Genomic DNA, 17022 nt, shown 5'->3' on the forward strand with positions numbered 1-17022 from the left:
AATTTTCAACCTTGCAGTTTTTACAGCCCAGTCAAAGTGGTCTGCTCGCAAGTCCTGCTGTTTCAGGCTAGGATAACACCATGACTCGTCAAGACTGCCTGAACGCCGCCTCCAGCGCCTTTCTGCAAACGTGCACCACCCTGTTGCCCGCCATGCTCGAGGCCGCAAAGGACCGTCTGTTTGAACGTGCCGAGCACGCCACGTCCATGCAATTGCAAGGTCTATTGCTGGATAGCCGCACGGTGCTCAGCAATGAATCCGATGCCTTGCAAGATGCCATCGTGCTGGCTTTGCAGCCCCTGCTGGAGCGCAGCTTGCAGACAGCCTTCAGCAGTTATCGCCCCAGCTATGCCGACCGCCTCAACCAGAGCCTGTCTTTGGTGAGCATGCAGGCGGTTGAATCTGAAATGCGCCTGGATGGCATCTGCCGCCAGCTCAGAGAGCACGCAGGAGAACAACTCTCGGATCTGACCATCCGCATCACCGTGCTGTTCGGGCAAACCCACGCGATCGAACGGGAAAACCCGTTTCGGCCCTACCTGCTGGCCAAGGGATTGGCCAATGGTGTGGAGCGCATGGCGTGGTCACGCGATATCAGTGATGTGCTGATTGATCAGCTGGCGCTGAGCCTGTACCCTTCTGCCGCCCAGATTTACCAAGCCACCAACCAATCCCTGGCAGAGCTGGGGGTACCGGCGGAACTGCCCTTGCAGGTGGTGCAACGTCCGGAACGCACACCGCGCCCCACCCCTGCAGCAACGCCCATGCCGGAAGCCCCGCCGGAGCCTGATCAGCTGGCCTCACCCGGTAGCAACACGCCCTCACCCGAAGCGATGCTGATGCAAATGGTTCAGCGCCGCAGCATGCCTCGCCCCACAGGCGCGGCCTCCTCCGCGATGCCCACTGGAGAAATGCCCCAAGCCGCCCAGCCGTCTGTCAGCATGCAGGCCAGTGCGCCCTCCAGCGAACAGGAGGGTTGGGGAAGCTGGCTGATTGGCCCACAGCAGGTTGGCGCCATGCTGCGGGGTTTGTTTCAGGGAGAGGAAAGCATCAGCGCAGGGGACGCCACCGCATCCCCCCCGCTGGTGGCCACTGAGCTGGAATCCAGCCTGGTGCAATCCATCAGTACCCTGCAGCAGGCCGCCACGCCGGATAGCCAGCACATGCGGGATGCACACGGCCAGCTGCGCAACCTGATCCTGGAGAACCGCAGCTACCTAGGCAGCCTGACCAGTCATCCGCAAGAGCTGATGGTGATTGATCTGGTGTCCATGCTGTTCGAGCTGATCCTGCGTGACGGCAAGGTGCCTACCGACGTCCGCACCCAGTTGGGTCGCATGCAGTTTCTGGTGCTGAAACAAGCACTGACCGACCCCACCTTGCTCACCCAGAAGCAGCACCCGGCGCGCCAGCTGGTGAACCGTATTGGCAGCATTTCACTGGGGCTGCAGCAAATCGACCCCAGCGGCGAGCGGGTCACGCAGGAAATCAGCCATATCGTCGAAACCCTGCTGCAAGACGATGCTCCCGGCACTGAGCGGTTTACCCGCATGCTCGATCAGCTGGAAAGCTTCATCAGTCATGTGCTGAACAGCCAGGATGCGCCTGTGCATCAAACCCTGCAGGCGCTGGCAACCGCCGACAAACGCAGTGCCCGGCTTGGGCAGATTGTGTTGCAGTTGACCGATGCTATCGGGGAACTGCAAATCTCGCCTTTGCTGTGGGGCTTTCTGAGCGATACCTGGGCGCGGGTGATTGAGCGTGCCGAGCAATCCGACCTGTTGCAAAGCCAGGTGTTTAGGGCCTGTGTGCCTCGCCTGCTGTGGAGTGCCGAGCCCAAGCTGACGGAAGAGGACCGCCGCCAACTGACCCGCGCGCTCCCCGCCCTGGTCAATACCCTGCGCAGTGGCATGCAGTTCATCGGGCAACCGGCAGCGGAAACCGATCAACTGATGAGGAACTTTTCCGGCCTGCATCGCCAGGCCTTGCAGGCAAACCCGCTCCAGTTGCCTGGCTTGACACTGACCGCCTTTGAGCAGCGCTTTCACGCCTTCATTCATGACAATGCGCCGGATGCGGCTCCCCACAGCGATGCGGCGGAGCCTCACCCCTTGGTTCGTAATGAGGAACTGAGTCAGGTTGCTGCCAGCATTGAGGTGCTGGATAGTCAGCATGACGCCGTGCGATCCATCGTCAACGAATACCTGTATGGCAGCGAGCCCAGCGTACAGTTCGACAAGGCCACCGAGCAAAGCGCGCTGGAACGTTTACGGATTGGGGTTGCGGTGGAGGTTAATCTGGATGGGCGTCCACAGCGGGCGGTATTGAGCTGGGTTGACCCCGATGAGCCGCGGATGGTGATCCGCATTGGTGACCACCCCACCCCGTCGGTGATGACGGTCAAGCTGTTCCTGCAACTGATCCGCATCGGGCGGGCACGCTTTCTGGAAGATCGTCCACTGTTCGAGCGTGCCGTCACATTGCTGCTGGAAAACGCCGACAAGGTGGACCGCTCACGCGCGGCCTGAGCCTGCCTCATCACCAAAGCAGGTTCCCAGCGCGCGGGCGGCCTGGATCAGATCATGGTCTGCCGGGACATTGCGCCGCCCGGCAAGCGTCGCAGACAAGGGTACCGTGCAGGTCCCCATCTGGTGATACGCCACCAGAACACCAGACTCCCCACGGCAGATGCAATCTGCCGCATGGCTGCCCAGCCGGGTTGCCAGGATGCGGTCAAACGCAGTGGGTGACCCACCTCGCTGTAAATGCCCCAGCACGGTGACCCGTGCCTCCAGCCCGGTTCCCGCCTCAATATGCTCCGCCACCACGGCCCCAATCCCCCCCAGCCGCTTGGGGTCGGTACGGCGGCGATCCATGCGCTGCACCACTTCGCCGCCGGTGGGGAGTTGTGCACCTTCTGCCACACAGATAATGCTATAGCGCATGCCCATGGCTGCACGCGCCTTGACCTTGTCAAACACGGCTTGCCACTGGAACGGGATCTCGGGCAACAGGATCACGTCGGCGCCACCGGCCACCCCGCCCATCAGCGCAATCCAGCCCGCGGTACGGCCCATCACCTCCAGCACCATCACCCGGTGGTGCGAGGAAGCCGTGGTGGTCAGCCGGTCCAGCGCCTCGCTCACCACGGCCGTTGCGGTATCAAAGCCAAAAGTCTGGTCCGTGGCCAGCAAATCGTTATCAATGGTCTTGGGTACTCCGACGACCCCCACACCCAGCCGCTGCAGACGATCCGCCATCTGCATGGTGCCATCGCCACCGACCACCACCACACCATCCAGCTGCCAGTGTTGCACCTGCGCCAGCAAGCGCCCGGAGCAATCCTGCCAGTCCGTTTTGCCATCCTGCCCCACCACCGGATAACGCCAGGGGTCCCCTTTGTTGGACGAGCCGAGGATCGTGCCGCCATCTTGCAAGATACCCGCGACACGCTCCTCCGTCAGCTCGCTGCCGCGCCCCTCGATCAAACCCTCAAAGCCATCCTCGATGCCCAGCACGGTCGCCCCATAACGCCTGCGCGCCGTCAGCGTTACCGCACGGATGACGGCGTTCAATCCGGGGCAATCGCCGCCACCAGTCAGAATTCCAATACGGGGATGCGTGTGGGTTGGCATGATGATTCTCGGCAATGGTTTACTCTTGAGGGTAGCAGGCCCGCTGCATGGTGTCAGCGCCTGCAGGGCTGTGCTAGGCTAGGCGCATCATGACATTCCCTGAATTCACACCTCTGCAGGCATTGATCAGACATGCTCAGACTCGCCTGCAAGGTCGCCCCATCGCACTGGGACAGGATGCAGACCTGTTGCTGATCACCTGTCGCCGCCTACAGCACATCCAGCGCGTCCCCACCCATGACCCTGCCCTGATCCTGGTTCTGCAGGGCACCAAGCTGCTTTACCCTGAAGGCGAGCAAACGCTCTACACCCCGCAGCATGCAATCGCCATGCGTGCAGGCTGCGCGCTGGACATCACCAACCTCCCGCCTGCTGGCGCGCCTTACCTGGCGCTGGCAGTGGCATTCAAACCCGCGCTACTGGAACGTTTCCAGCGTGCCTATCCAGAGTGGTCCGCCCCTCAGTCCGCCCCCGCTCCACTGCTACAACGACTGCACCAGCGCCAACCGCTGGAGAGGATTGCCTTGTCGCTGCTGGAGCAGCTGGAAGGTTCCGGCAGTCTGTTGCACACCCACCTGCTGCTGGAGCTGCTGCTGCACAGCCTGCTGCAGGGCGGAAGCAATCTGCTGTGGCATGCGGAGCCGGACCTCGGCAGTCGCCTGCGACACTGGCTGAGCAGCGATCCTGCCCGTGAATGGCGCGCGGACGATCTGGCAGAACAGTTGCAGATCGATCCCTCTACCCTGCGCCGCCATTTGCGACGGCAAGGTACCTCCTTTCGACAACTGCTGGAAGACGTGCGCCTCAGTCACGGTCTTTCGCTGCTGCAAGGTCAGCACCTGCCCGTAGGGGAAGTCAGTCAGCGCTGCGGTTACGCCTCACCCTCGCGCTTTGCCGCTCGCTTCCGTCAGCGCTTCGGACTGCCCCCCTCGCAAATTCACCCTTGATACCCGATTCGGGCGCATGGCTGCCCGGTGGCGGCGCGCGTGCGGTATGTGAGCAAGACATACTGTCGCTGCACTGTTCAACCACACGGAGAAATACCCCATGCGAACCCATTTCCTGCTGACCACTTTGAGTGCCTTACTGGGTAACCTCGCGCTCGCCGCCGACTTCAGCCTGAGCAGCCCCGACTTGCAAGCGGGTACCACCCTGCCCATGGCACAAGTGGCCAACGATTTTGGCTGCCAAGGTGGTAACATCCAACCTGCCCTGCAGTGGGACAACCCGCCAGCAGGCACCCAGAGCTATGCCATCACCGTCTATGACCCGGACGCGCCTACCGGCAGCGGCTGGTGGCACTGGCTGGCCTTCAACCTTCCCGCCAATACCCGCAGCCTGCCCAGCAATGCCAGCGCTGAACACAAGCTCCCCGCGGGTACCGTAGAGACCCGTACCGATGTCGGTTACCCCGGCTTCTTCGGCGCCTGCCCGCCGGTGGGCGACAAACCGCACCGTTACATTTTCACCGTGCACGCCCTGAAAGTACCCAAACTGGACCTTCCTGTCAGCGCATCCGGGGCTCTGGTCGGCTACATGATCAATGCCAACCAGATCGGCAAAGCCAGCTTTACCATGCACTACAGCAGGTAGACTGACTCGCTTGGCTCAGCATGAAAAAAGCCCACCTTTCGGTGGGCTTTTTTATTGTCTTGCTGTACGCACATTGTCCGGCAAGGCTTGCGGGACATTGGTGCGGAAGGGGTTGATGTCGAGGCCGCCGCGACGGGTGTAGCGGGCGTAGACAGTGAGCTTCAGTGGGTGGCACTGGCGGCTGATGTCCATGTAGATGCGTTCGACGCATTGTTCGTGAAATTCATTGTGCTGACGGAAACCAATCAAGTAGCGGAGCACACTCTCATGATTGATCTGCGGACCAACGTAGTGGATCTGCACGCTGCCCCAGTCTGGCTGACCGGTCACCAGGCAGTTGGACTTCAGTAGATGGGACACCAGGGTTTCCTCAACCGGAGCAGCGCCCGTTTCCGCTTGCTCATCCAGCCGCAGCAGCTGCGGGTCGGGCTGATAGCGGTCCACCTCAATGTCCAGCGTATCGAGCAAAATACCCTGCTGCTCGTGCATGCGCTGGGTCGTAAAGGTGTCCGGCAAGTGCAAACGCACCGACACGCTGGCGCCTGCCGCTGCAGACAGATCCTGCACCAAGCGGGTTTGCAGTTCATCTGAACCGGAAAGCTGCGTCTGGTTATAGCTGTTCAAATACAGCTTGAACGACTTGGATTCGATCAGATTGGGAGAATCCGCAGGTACGATGATGGTCGCCAGTGCCACCTGCGGCTTGCCTTTGCGATTGAGCCAGGAGAGCTCGTAGGCCGTCCACAGATCAGCTCCCATGAAGGGCAGCCGTCCTTCGATGCCGATTTCCTGGCGTTTGCCCAATCTTGGGATAGGGAACAGCAGCTCGGGGGCATACTGGTCGCGGTAGCTTACCGCTTTACCCAGTGGTGAGTGCTCGGGTACCGCTTCATACATGGTCAACAACCTGTTCGATCTCAGACTTCAGCATTGTACCCGAGCACGCCCAGCTCAGGTTTCCGGGCCACCCTGCAAGTCGGCACCAAAGCGCTGGATATTGGCCGCGAGGTCAAGCCGCGCCATCATCACACGGCCATCCCGCTCCTCTTCCCGCAACTGCGAAGGTGGCACCATCCACATCACCTCAAACTCAATCCCGTCCAGATCGCGGGCGTAGACGCTCTTGGTAGTAACATGGTCGGTAGCACCATACAATGCACCCACCTGCTGCAAGCGATCTGCAAGCTGTTGCAGCTCACCCAGCGTACTCACCTCCCAGGCCAGATGGTACAGGCCAACCGTACCACGACCGGCAGAGCTAGCCGAAGCTTGTTCACCAATACTGAACAACCCGAGATCATGGTCATTGGCAGAGGCGGGAGCACGCAGAAAGCGTGCCCCTGGACGGCCAAATACCTCAGAAAACCCGAGAACTTGCTTGTAAAAGTCAGCACTTTTTTCAGCATCCCGCACGTATAGTACGGCATGATTCATTCGCTTGATGGCCATTTTTTCCTCAAAATATGATGTCATGAGCCCACTATAGCGTGACTTTTCCGACGAAGAAATCGAACAAGTTACAATTGAAAATTCAATTATTTTGACTTAATCAAATTTTTCAACAACAAGCCCCACCTACCCTATGCATGTGAATGAACTTTCCCTTGCCCTCACTCTCTGACGTTGTCATAGTCCGTGCAAAATCAAATCCGGAGTGTCAGGCATGCGAAGAAGACTGGTGTGGGCTGGACTGATGACATCACTCTCTCTCCCTTCCATGGCGGAAGACTATTTGCTGATCTTTGCCCAAGGCAGCAAACCCGCTCGACAGCTTTTTTTTGCGGACATCAACTCGCTCTCAGATGCCACTCCCATTGATGAGTTGGTTACCGCAGAGCGCGAGGCCGCCGCAAAGACCATGCGCATGTACCTGACTGCCATTAATGAAAGTGCGGCCCAATACGACGGCAGCACATTTGAGGTGCACTATCGTTGCCGCGACAAGCAGTACCGGACGGTACGAACCAATCACATGCGTCGCGATGAAGAGGTGGAGCAAGTCGTCACCCCACAAGCCGCATGGACACCCGTCAATACACTCTCCATGCAGCGAGGCTACGACTTCGCATGCAAAAACGATCAGTGGAAGAGCATTGTCATGTCAGGCAAAGACGGCCAGATCATGAGCAAGGAGCTGGTCGCAATAGGCTATGCCTTTGTCGGTCGCTTGCAAGGCCCTCCAGCACTGTCAGACCTCGCCTGGAAAGGCTTCTGGAAAGATGGTCAACGCCCGGCCAGCACGTCCAGCCTGACCGCCGCCGAGAAGAAAAAACGGCAAGACCAGGCCATCGCTCAACTGCAATCCACCAGCAAACAATACAACCAGCAAGCCCAGACTCTGGAGCAGGAAGCAGCATTTCAAAGTTACCTGCAACAACGCGCCAAGCAGTCCCTCTCCCATCCCAGCTTCCTGCGCTGGCAAGGCGAGAACGAACAGCGCCTGCTTCGCGCCTGGGGCGCCCCTGCCAGGAGTTATCAATCTGGTAACGCGCGCTACCTGGCCTTCAGCAGCCACCTGGACAATCGCTCAGAGACCGTCAACACCCGTACCGGTCAGGTTGTTGCCCAGAATGGCGGTATCTGGACCTGCAACGTTACATTCGAACTGATGCAAGGTGGCAACAAGCCGGGCTACCGCGTTGTGGATGTTCGAACCGAGGGCAATGATTGCGCCGCTCAGTATCGTGATCCACAGTAAGCCAACCCCTGCTGCATAAAAAGGATGCCCCACATGTTGACCCTGATCCGTCGCCACCCTCATTCACTAGCCGGTGTGCTGCTGGCACTGCCGATACTCTGTCAGGCCAGTGGGGCTCTGCCCATCCCGGAAAGCAAGCAGTCCTACCCCAGCTTTAATGCTTGTGTTGAAGCACTGAAAACGCAATATCTGGCAGACCAGCAGCGTGTGTCTGCACTGCAAACCTTGCCCGAAGGGCGTACGCGCCAAATCAGCCTGGACAGCAAAGGCGTACAGGTTTTTGGCAAAGACAAGGCTGGCTATGATGCCACCTTGTGGTATCACAATGGCGCACCACGTGCTGATCTCCAGCAAATGGAAGTCAGCCACAGTTTTGAAGAGCGGGGCTATGAATGTCAGGGTCCGCAGATGATCCTGCGCGGCCGGAATGGCTACACGCTGAGCACTTTCGAGCCCATGAGCCAGCCTCAGTAGATTTCAGCAGATAAAAAAACGGCGAATGGCGCTCCCCCATCGCACCATTCGCCCCCGGGACAATACCCTCCCCCGAAACCAGGAAGTGCTGACAAGGGATAGCGCCAGCCCTCCTGCAACCACACGCAGGCCAGCGGGCCTGCGACATCCATCTTACCGGGCATGCCGCCGGTAGTATTCGATCAATTTACGCGTCGAACAGTCATGTTCCGACACGTCACTGCCCTCCACCAGCTGGGCATGGATCTTTTTGGCCAGCTGCTTGCCCAGCTCCACCCCCCACTGGTCAAAAGAGTTGATACCCCAGATGGTGCCCTGTACGAAAATCTTGTGTTCGTAGAGTGCAATCAAGGCCCCCAGATTACGGGCATCCAGGGTTTTCATCAGGATGGTATTGGTCGGCCGGTTACCATCGAACACCCGGTGCGGGATCATCGCCTCCAGCTCCTCACCCTTCAGGCCTTGCGCCGACAGCTCGGCACGCACCTCATCAGCCGTCTTGCCCAGCATGAAGGCCTGCGCCTGGGCAAACACATTGGAGAGCAAAATATCGTGGTGACCCGGCATGGAGTGGCGGCCATCAATGGAGCAGATCAGGTCGATCGGGGAAATGTGCGTCCCCTGATGCAGCAGCTGGTAAAAGGCATGCTGACCATTGATCCCGGTTTCCCCCCAGATGATCGGGGCCGTTTCGTGGTCCACCCGCTCGCCCTGGGCATTGACCTGCTTGCCGTTCGATTCCATGTCCAACTGCTGGATATACGCTGGAAAGCGGTGCAGATACTGGTCATACGGCGCAATCACATGCGAGCCGCCACCATAGAAGTTCATATACCAAATGCCAAGCAAACCCAGCAGCACCGGCATGTTCTTTTCCAGCGGTGCATTGCGGAAATGCTGGTCCATCAAGTGTGCGCCGTTGAGCAGCTCGTAAAAATGATCGCGCCCCAACGCCAGCACAATCGGCAGACCAATGGACGACCACACCGAGAAACGCCCGCCGACCCAGTCCCAGAACTCGAACATATTGGTCGGGTCGATCCCGAAATCAATCACCTTCTGCCGGTTGGTCGACACCGCCACAAAGTGCTTGGCGATGGCCTTCTCATCCTTGGCCGCCGCCAGAAACCACTCCCGCGCAGTACGCGCATTGGTCAGGGTTTCCTGGGTGGTAAAGGTCTTGGATTCAATCACGAACAGCGTGGTGGCCGGGTGCACATCCTTCAAGGTTTCGGCAATCTGGCTACCATCCACATTGGAGACGAAGTGCATGTGCATGCGCGGGTGGGCATAGGGCTTGAGCGCCTCATACACCATCTGCGGGCCAAGATCGGAGCCACCAATACCGATCGACACCACGTCGGTAATCGGTTGCCCGGTGTAGCCCAGCCAGTCGCCACTGCGTACGCTGTGCGCAAACGCACACATGCGGTCCAGCACGGCATTGACCTTGGGCATGATGTTCTCGCCATCCACCAGGATCGGGCTGTTGGTACGGTTACGCAGTGCCACATGCAGCACCGCCCGCTTTTCGGTGAAGTTGATCTTGTCGCCATCAAACATGGCGGCAATGCGCTCGTTCATGCCGCGTGCTTCAGCCAGCTCCACCAGCAGGCGCATGGTGTCGCTGGTAATGCGGTTCTTGGAATAATCCAGCAGCAGCCCGCCTACCTGCAAGGAGAAGGCATCAAAGCGCTGGTCGTCCTCGCGAAACAGGTCGCGCATATGCAGGGCATTGCTGTCACGGTAGTGCTGGCTCAGCGCTTGCCAGGCCGGGGTTTCCGTCAGTGCGGACATGATCAGACCTCTTCTCCGTTCTTGACGCGCTTTTCGCGCAGGCTCTTTTTGACTTTTTCCAGATGGGTAACCGCATCACTACCCCGCTTGAGCGCCACCCCGACCGACAGCACGTCGATAATCACCAGCTGCACAATGCGCGACAGCATGGGGGCGTAGATTTCAACATCCTCTTGCGCATCCGCCGCCAGCGTCACCGTTGCCGCGCGTGCCAGTGGGGTACCGCTGGGCGTAATGGCAATCACATTGGCGCCGACTGATTGCGCCATCTGCACGGAGTGCAGGATGTCTGCCGAGCGGCCACTGGCCGAAATCGCCACCACCACATCACCGGGGTCCAGCACCGCAGCTGCCATGCGGTGCACATGCGGATCGGAGTACGCCACCGCCGGAATGCCGTAGCGGAAGAATTTGTGCTGACCATCCTGCGCAATGATGCCGGAGTTGCCCTGCCCATAAAATTCAATGCGCCGCGCACTCGCCAGCAGCTCGATGGCCTGTTGCAGCGCAACGGCAGAGAGGTCATTCCGGCACTTGAGCAAAGCCGAAATGGTGTTATCGAACACCTTGGCACCGAGGTCTGAGACAGAATCGCCCATCACTACACTGCTGTGCACAAAGGGCACCCCAGAGGCCAGACTGTTGGCCAGCCGACGCTTGAAGTCCGACAAACCATCACAACCCAGGCTGCGACAGAAGCGGATCACCGTGGGCTGGCTCACCCGAGCCAGCCGGGCAATCTCGGCCACTGGCGCTTCCACCGCCCAGCGTGGCTGCGTCAGCACCTGCTCGGCGACCAAGCGCTCCGCTTTGGGCAGGGTATCCAGCTGGTGACGAATTTTGTTGAGCATGCTTGCTTCCTTCCTGTGCGCCTCAGGTCTGACGATGTGTCTGCAGCCATTGCGCCAGTGCGGCCGCCGCGCCCGTAAAGGCCGGGTATTCCGCGTGGATGACATAAGTCGGCACCTGCTGCAGGTACGCCGAACAACGCCCCTTTTCCTCAAAGCGACGACGGAAAGGTGACTGTGCAAAGTAGCTGCCCAAGCGAGGCACAATGCCGCCGCCGATAAAGCAGCCCCCCCGCGCGCCCAGGCTGAGCACCAGATTCGCAGCCATGGTACCCAGCATCGCGCAGAAAAGGTCCACCGTCAGGCGGCAGGCGGCATCCTCACCCACCACACCAAGCCGGGTGATTTCTGCAGCGGTACGTGCTTGCTGCGGTCTCGCCTGCACGGCACACACGGCCTCATGCAGGAGCGGCAGGCCCATATCCTGTCCAGCTCCACCGCCACACAGCAGACGCTCGGCCGACACATGCGGGTGGCGAGCTTGTACGTAGTCCACCACGGCACGCTCGAACGCATCAAACGGTGCCAGTGTGACATGTCCACCCTCTCCCGCCAGGGCCAGCCAGCCGCCATGACCGTCCGGCAGCAAGCCCGACACGCCCAGGCCAGTACCCGGGCCAATCAAGGCCATCGCCTCGTGTGGCACCGGCACCCCGCCCCCCACCTGCTGCAGCTCAGCCGCTTGCAGATGGGGCAACGCCAGCGCCAGAGCGGAAAAATCGTTCAGCATCAACAGCTTGTCCAGCCCCAGCGCGGACTGCAGCTCGCTAATGGAAAACTGCCAGCTGTGATTGGTCATCTGCACCCAATCACTGGTAATCGGATTAGCAATGCCAAATGCCGCATACCGCGGCCGTACGGCTGGCTCGGTCAGGCCCAGCTGCTGCAGGTAGTGTTCTGCAGCAGCCTGCAGGGTGGCATGCTCACTCGTCGGCAAGACCTGCGGTGAGGCAAAGCCGGATGCCGGGCGATACAAGGCAAAGCGGGCATTGGTGCCGCCAATGTCGGCAATCAGCCAAGGCTGCTCAAGGGGCATGGAACACCTCAACCGGGGTGGCGGACTGTGCCAGCACATAGCTGACCGGCCAGCGCCGGTCGGCACCGCGCAGCGCCTCAGCAAATACCGCGTGCTTGCTGGCACCGGCAAACTGCAGGAACACCTTGCGTGCCGCCAGAATGGCCGGCAGGGTCAGGCTCATGCGCTCAGTTGGTGCCGCCGCGCCGACCTGTGCCAGACAGGCCGGTGCATCAGCTGCCAAGCCCGCATCCAGCTGCGGGCTGGCCGGGAACAGGGAAGCGGTGTGCCCATCATCGCCCATGCCCAGCACCACGGCCGCAAACGGGCGCGGCAAGGCGGCAAACGTTGCATTCAGCAAGGGCTCGGCCTGACGGGCGCTGCTCTGGCCGGTAAACATCGGTACGAAGCGCGCCACAGCAGCACGGCCTTGCAACAGATGCTGACGAACCAGTGCCTCATTGCTGGCCGGGTCACTGGTCGAGACCCAGCGCTCATCCACCAGGGTGACGATCACCCGCGACCAATCCAGCTCCACCTCGCGCAGCGCTTCAAATACCGGCACAGGCGATTTACCGCCCGACACCGCCAGCACCACTTCCTGCTGCACGTCCAGCGCGTTGCGCAGGGTTACCGCCAGTTCGTGTGCCAGTGCTTGCGCCAACTGAACGCCGTCGGAGAAGGCATGTTGCTGCAGCATGCTCACACCTCCTCGTGCCAGGCGAGGCCATCCCGCGACAGCAGGGCGGACGATGCCGCTGGACCCCAGGTGCCCGCGGTATAGGGCTTGGGCGGGTTACCATCCTGTTCCCAAGCGGTCATGATCGGCTCGACCCAGCGCCAAGCCTGTTCCAGCTCATCCTGACGCACAAACAGCGCCAGGTTGCCACGAATGGCATCCAGTAGCAGACGCTCATACGCCTCGGCGCGCCGTGCGGCGAATTGCTCGCCAAAGTCCAGATCCAGCGACACCTGCTGCAAGCGCATGGCATCACCCGGCACCTTGGCCAGGAAATACAGCTTCATGTGCTCATCCGGCTGCAGGCGGATCACCAGCTTGTTCGGGGTAGACATGCCCATGCTGGTCGGAAAAATCTGGTGCGGCACGTCACGGAAATTGATGACGATTTCGGCCAGACGGTCGGCCATGCGCTTGCCGGTGCGCAGGAAGAATGGCACCCCGGCCCAGCGCCAGTTGGCCACTTCGCAACGCAAGGCGACAAAGGTTTCCGTCCGGCTGTCCGCTGGCACACCCTCTTCCTGCAAGTAGCCGACCGCTGGCTGACCGCGCGACGCGCCTGCGCGGTACTGGCCGCGCACCGTACGGGTGCTGACCTCTTCCGGGCTGTAGGGCACCAAGGCGCGCAATACTTTCAGCTTCTCGTCACGGATGGCGTCTGAATCCAGGCTGTGCGGAGGCTCCATCGCTACAAAGCACAGCAGCTGCAACAGGTGGTTCTGCACCATGTCACGCAGCGCACCAGTATGGTCGTAAAAGCCGCCGCGTTTCTCGATACCGACTTCTTCGGCGATGGTGATCTGTACGTCGCGAATCCACTCACGGCGCCACAGCGGGTCGAACAGCGCATTGCCAAAGCGCAGCGCCATCAGGTTTTGTACCGATTCCTTGCCCAGATAGTGGTCGATCCGGTAAATCTGCCGTTCCTGGAAATACTGACCAACCGCCTGATTGATGTCATTGCTGGACTGCAGGTCATGCCCCAATGGCTTTTCCAGCACCACCCGGGTGTGCGGGCCATTCATGTCTTGCGCGGCCAGGTTCTGGCAAATGCCGGTAAACAGCTCCGGACTGGTCGACAGATAGTAGACGGTGACTTCCGCCGCCCGTGCATCCAGCACGGCCTTGAGTTGGGTGTAATCTGCAGGCTGCTCGGCATCCACCTTTACATATTCCAGCCGACTGGCATAGCTGGCCCACACCTCGTCGGACCAGTCTGCAGACGGCACGAACTGGCGCGCCTTCTCTTCGGCCTGCTGCAGGTACTGCGCCTGACTGTAGTCACGGCGCCCGAGGCAGAAAATACGGCCACCCGCCGCCAGCTGACCGGCACGGTGACACTGATAGAGTGCAGGCAACAGTTTGCGCAGCACCAGGTCGCCGGTGCCGCCAAACAACACCATGTTGAAGGATTGGGTGAGGGTCACTACGGTATCCTTTACTCTGATTCAGGCCCGCTGCGGGAAGCCGCCTGAGTGGCCACCGCCCTGCCGCCACTGCTACACCCGGCAAGCCGTTTGGCACTGTCGATTCGTGTAGCAATACTACTTACATAATTTTGCGCTGTCCAGCCATGCGCATTGCGCAGCGCAAAACCTTGTCCTGCATGGCTTTTCCACCGATCAGAACGCGCTTGACTTTCATGAATGCGTGGGCTTAAATGTAGCAATCTTACACGTAAGTGAACTACCCAAACCATGCACGCCACTCTGCAACGTGTCACCGATCGCATCATTGAGCGTAGTAAAACTACACGAGCAGCCTGGCTGCAGCGCATGCAGGCTGCTCGCCTCAGCAACACCACCCGCAGCAGCATTTCCTGCACCAATGTCGCGCACGCCTACGCAGCGATGCCCGCCAACGACAAACTGGTGCTGAAAGCCGCTCGCCGCCCGAACCTTGGCATTGTCACCTCTTACAATGACATGCTGTCCGCCCACCAGCCCTATGAGCACTACCCGGAGTTGGTGCGCCAGGCTGCACGAGAAGTCGGCGCAACGGCACAAGTTGCCGGTGCCACCCCCGCCATGTGCGACGGCGTCACCCAAGGCCAGCCGGGCATGGAGCTGTCTTTGTTCAGCCGCGACGTGATTGCCATGAGCACGGCGATTGCGCTGTCGCACCAGACCTTTGACGCCGGGCTGTATCTGGGGGTATGCGACAAGATTGTGCCGGGCCTGCTGATCGGCGCCCTGCGCTTTGCCCACCTGCCCGCCGTCTTCGTCCCGGCAGGCCCGATGGCCAGCGGCATCAGCAATTCCGAGAAAGCCCGTATCCGTCAGCTGTATGCTGAAGGCAAGGTAGACCGCGACGCGCTGCTGGAATCGGAAATGGCGTCCTACCATGGTGCGGGTACCTGTACTTTCTATGGCACCGCCAACAGCAACCAGATGCTGATGGAAATCATGGGCCTGCATTTGCCGGGTGCCGCCTTTGTCAGCCCGAACACCCCGCTGCGTGATGCGCTAACCCGCGCTGCCGCCCAGCGTGCCGTGGCACTGAGCGAAGCCGGGCACACCCTGGCGGATGTCATCAACGAGCGCAGCATCGTGAATGGCCTGGTCGGTCTGCTCGCCACCGGCGGCTCCACCAACCACACCATCCACCTGGTGGCGATGGCACGTGCCGCCGGCATCCAGATCAACTGGGACGATTTCAACGATCTTTCCGCCGTGGTGCCCTTACTGGCCCGCGTGTACCCGAACGGCAAGGCCGATGTGAACCACTTCCACGCTGCGGGCGGCATGGCCTTCCTGATCCGTGAGCTGCTGGACGCGGGCCTGCTGCACGAGCAGGTGCAGACGGTGGTGGGCAACAGCCTGCGCGATTACACCCGCGAACCGTGGCTGGACAACGGTCAGCTGGCCTGGCGTGATGTCCCGCTCGCAAGCGGTGACGCCAGCGTGCTGGCACCCGCCAGCAGCCCGTTCAGCGCCGATGGTGGCCTGCGTCTGCTCAGTGGCAACCTGGGCCGTGCCGTGATCAAAGTCTCGGCGGTCGCCGCAGAACATCGGGTGGTGCGCGCGCCGGCCATCCTGTTTGACCATCAGGACGCCTTGCTGGCTGCCTTCAAACGCGGCGAACTGGAGCGTGACTTTGTTGCCGTCATCCGCTTCCAGGGCCCTCGCGCCAATGGCATGCCCGAGCTGCACAAGCTGACGCCGACCCTGGCTGTGCTGCAGGAACGCGGTTTCAAGGTGGCCCTGGTGACCGATGGCCGCATGTCCGGCGCCAGCGGCAAGGTGCCTGCCGCCATCCACATGACGCCGGAGGTCCTCAGCGGTGGCCCACTGGGCAAGGTGAGGGACGGCGACCTGATCGTGCTGGACGCTGAAGCAGGCACCGTGCATGCGGAAGTGGATGCCGCCGAGTGGGCGCAGCGCGACGTGCCCACGCCCCACACCGACACCACGTATGGCTTTGGTCGCGAGCTGTTTACCGGCATGCGCCAGCACGCCAGCGACGCCGAATCCGGCGCCATGACCTTTGCCTTTTCGGATTAAGGCGCAGCAGATCGCTGCACCGACACAAGGAATCGACAACATGACCCTCGACCAGATTATTGCCGCCACCACCGTGATGCCCGTCATCGTGGTGGATGACGTGGCGACTGCCGTGCCGCTGGCGCGCGCGCTGGTAGCCGGTGGCATCCGCACGCTGGAAGTCACCTTGCGCACCCCTGCAGCACTGGATGCCATTCGCACGATCAAGGCCGAAGTACCCGAAGCCATCCTGGGTGCAGGCACCATTACCACCCCGCAACAGCTGGATGCCGCCATCGCTGCCGGTGCGGCCTTTGGCGTCAGCCCCGGCAGCAGCCCGCGCCTGCTGCAAGCCATCCAGGCCAGCGGCCTGCCCTTCCTGCCCGGCGTGATGACCCCGAGCGAAGCACTGGTAGCACTGGAGGCGGGCTTTACCGTACAAAAATTCTTCCCGGCGGTTCCGGCGGGCGGTGTCAAGGTGCTGGACGCCATTCGCGGCCCCTTCCCCGAGCTGCGCTTCTGCCCGACCGGCGGCATCTCGCTGCAAACCGCGCCGGATTTCCTGCGCCTGCCGAATGTGGTGTGCATTGGCGGCTCCTGGCTGACGCCGAAAACCGCGGTGGCCGCAGGCGACTGGGCCGAGATCACCCGCCTGGCCCAGGAAGCCGCTGCACTGCGCGGCTGAACACGCCCCCCGCTTACCATCGGGGAGACGGCACAGGTCACAAAACTCCGGTATAA

General features: G+C 61.0%; 15 protein-coding genes. 7 read left to right on the plus strand and 8 right to left on the minus strand.

Annotation, left to right across the window (positions count from 1 at the left end; all coding sequences use genetic code 11):
• Positions 1–80 precede the first annotated feature (80 nt).
• A complete protein-coding gene (locus tag ACE3O2_RS11920) occupies positions 81–2528 on the plus strand; it encodes a DUF1631 family protein (RefSeq protein WP_374337753.1) in 2448 nt (815 codons plus the stop codon).
• Here the strand turns inward: ACE3O2_RS11920 and ACE3O2_RS11925 are convergent.
• The gene (locus tag ACE3O2_RS11925) at positions 2514–3635 is read right to left on the minus strand and encodes a 6-phosphofructokinase (protein WP_374337755.1); all 1122 of its coding nucleotides are present in this window, start codon (positions 3633–3635) and stop codon (positions 2514–2516) included. The genes ACE3O2_RS11920 and ACE3O2_RS11925 overlap by 15 nt on opposite strands.
• Before the next feature lie 89 nt (positions 3636–3724).
• Between ACE3O2_RS11925 and ACE3O2_RS11930 the strand changes: the two genes are divergently transcribed.
• Together ACE3O2_RS11930 and ACE3O2_RS11935 are read left to right on the plus strand one after the other, a co-directional pair.
• Positions 3725–4582: a helix-turn-helix transcriptional regulator gene (locus tag ACE3O2_RS11930; RefSeq protein ID WP_374337757.1), complete on the plus strand. Its 858-nt coding sequence runs from the start codon at positions 3725–3727 to the stop codon at positions 4580–4582.
• A gap of 100 nt (positions 4583–4682) precedes the next feature.
• Positions 4683–5228: a YbhB/YbcL family Raf kinase inhibitor-like protein gene (locus ACE3O2_RS11935; protein ID WP_374337759.1), complete on the plus strand. Its 546-nt coding sequence runs from the start codon at positions 4683–4685 to the stop codon at positions 5226–5228.
• A 51-nt stretch (positions 5229–5279) separates the two neighbouring features.
• Here the strand turns inward: ACE3O2_RS11935 and queF are convergent, their stop codons facing one another.
• Entirely contained in the window at positions 5280–6125 is an 846-nt protein-coding gene (gene queF, locus ACE3O2_RS11940) for an NADPH-dependent 7-cyano-7-deazaguanine reductase QueF (RefSeq protein ID WP_374337761.1), read from the minus strand.
• 54 nt (positions 6126–6179) lie between these two features.
• Positions 6180–6677: a VOC family protein gene (locus tag ACE3O2_RS11945; protein WP_374337763.1), complete on the minus strand. Its 498-nt coding sequence runs from the start codon at positions 6675–6677 to the stop codon at positions 6180–6182.
• 214 nt (positions 6678–6891) lie between these two features.
• Between ACE3O2_RS11945 and ACE3O2_RS11950 the strand changes: the two genes are divergently transcribed.
• Together ACE3O2_RS11950 and ACE3O2_RS11955 are read left to right on the plus strand one after the other, a co-directional pair.
• Complete coding sequence (locus tag ACE3O2_RS11950) at positions 6892–7926, plus strand: hypothetical protein (RefSeq protein WP_374337765.1); 1035 nt, start codon at positions 6892–6894, stop codon at positions 7924–7926.
• Positions 7927–7959: 33 nt separating this feature from the next.
• Positions 7960–8400, plus strand: a complete 441-nt coding sequence (locus ACE3O2_RS11955; RefSeq protein WP_374337767.1) for a hypothetical protein — start codon at positions 7960–7962, stop codon at positions 8398–8400.
• A 153-nt stretch (positions 8401–8553) separates the two neighbouring features.
• On the opposite strand, the gene pgi is transcribed toward ACE3O2_RS11955, so the two are convergent.
• From pgi to zwf, 5 genes are read right to left on the minus strand one after another with little or no spacing between them, the layout of a single operon-like run.
• Positions 8554–10197, minus strand: a complete 1644-nt coding sequence (pgi, locus tag ACE3O2_RS11960; RefSeq protein WP_374337769.1) for a glucose-6-phosphate isomerase — start codon at positions 10195–10197, stop codon at positions 8554–8556.
• Between the two features lie 2 nt (positions 10198–10199).
• A complete protein-coding gene (gene hexR / locus ACE3O2_RS11965) occupies positions 10200–11048 on the minus strand; it encodes a transcriptional regulator HexR (RefSeq protein WP_168877206.1) in 849 nt (282 codons plus the stop codon).
• A 22-nt stretch (positions 11049–11070) separates the two neighbouring features.
• Positions 11071–12081: a glucokinase gene (locus tag ACE3O2_RS11970; protein WP_374337772.1), complete on the minus strand. Its 1011-nt coding sequence runs from the start codon at positions 12079–12081 to the stop codon at positions 11071–11073.
• Positions 12071–12760, minus strand: a complete 690-nt coding sequence (pgl, locus tag ACE3O2_RS11975) for a 6-phosphogluconolactonase (RefSeq protein ID WP_374337774.1) — start codon at positions 12758–12760, stop codon at positions 12071–12073. Before pgl ends, ACE3O2_RS11970 begins: the two co-directional genes overlap by 11 nt.
• Positions 12761–12762: 2 nt before the next feature.
• Complete coding sequence (zwf, locus tag ACE3O2_RS11980; protein ID WP_374337776.1) at positions 12763–14226, minus strand: glucose-6-phosphate dehydrogenase; 1464 nt, start codon at positions 14224–14226, stop codon at positions 12763–12765.
• A 270-nt stretch (positions 14227–14496) separates the two neighbouring features.
• Between zwf and edd the strand changes: the two genes are divergently transcribed.
• On the plus strand, positions 14497–16302 hold the full coding sequence (gene edd / locus ACE3O2_RS11985) for a phosphogluconate dehydratase (protein ID WP_374337778.1): 1806 nt from the start codon (positions 14497–14499) through the stop codon (positions 16300–16302).
• Positions 16303–16333: 31 nt separating this feature from the next.
• Positions 16334–16966 carry a bifunctional 4-hydroxy-2-oxoglutarate aldolase/2-dehydro-3-deoxy-phosphogluconate aldolase gene (locus tag ACE3O2_RS11990; protein WP_374338101.1) on the plus strand — a complete coding sequence of 211 codons (633 nt, stop codon included), beginning with the start codon at positions 16334–16336 and terminating at the stop codon, positions 16964–16966.
• Positions 16967–17022: the final 56 nt, after the last annotated feature.

The organism is Leeia sp., from assembly GCF_041909055.1.
Taxonomy (GTDB): domain Bacteria; phylum Pseudomonadota; class Gammaproteobacteria; order Burkholderiales; family Leeiaceae; genus Leeia; species Leeia aquatica.